Source organism: Corallococcus sp. AB030 (genome assembly GCF_003668965.1).
Classification (GTDB): Bacteria; Myxococcota; Myxococcia; order Myxococcales; family Myxococcaceae; genus Corallococcus; species Corallococcus exiguus.
The window spans coordinates 1-549 of sequence record NZ_RAWQ01000484.1 but is presented as its reverse complement, the minus strand read 5'-3'; the positions used below and the strand labels follow the sequence as shown (position 1 = coordinate 549).

Genomic DNA, 549 nt, shown 5'->3' with positions numbered 1-549 from the left:
CCCGGGAACGGCTACATGGAGGGGACCGTGAACCTGCTCCTGCTCTTGGACGAGGACTTCCAGCCGGACGGCACCGCCCGGCTCACCGGCCGCCGCGCCCAGCACGCCCGCGACGTCCTCAAGGCCGAACCCGGCGAATCCCTGCGCGTGGGCCGCCTCAACGGCCTCATCGGCACGGGAGAGGTGCTGGAGAACGCCCCCGGCCTGCTCCACCTGCGCGTCGACCTCACGGACTCACCGCCGCCCCGGGCCGGCGTGGACCTGCTCCTGGCCATCCCGCGCCCCAAGGCGCTCAAGAAGGTCCTGCCCGCCGTGGCGTCCCTGGGCGTGGACCGCATCGTGCTGGTGAACGCGGCCCGCGTGGAGAAGAGCTACTTCGACTCCAAGGTGCTCAACGAGGCCTTCGTCCGCGAGCTGCTCCTCCAGGGCCTGGAGCAGGCTCGCGATACGCGCATGCCGGAGGTGCTCATCCGCGAGCGCTTCCGCCCCTTCGTCGAGGACGAGTTGGACGCTGTCTTCGGCCCGGAGCCGCTGCGCCTGCTCCCCCAC

1 protein-coding gene is annotated in these 549 nt (G+C 71.8%); it reads left to right on the top strand.

Annotated elements, in window-relative coordinates:
* Positions 1-27: 27 nt before the first annotated feature.
* The coding region (locus D7Y15_RS43715) for a 16S rRNA (uracil(1498)-N(3))-methyltransferase (RefSeq protein ID WP_120600403.1) at positions 28-549 on the top strand (522 nt) is incomplete at its 3' end.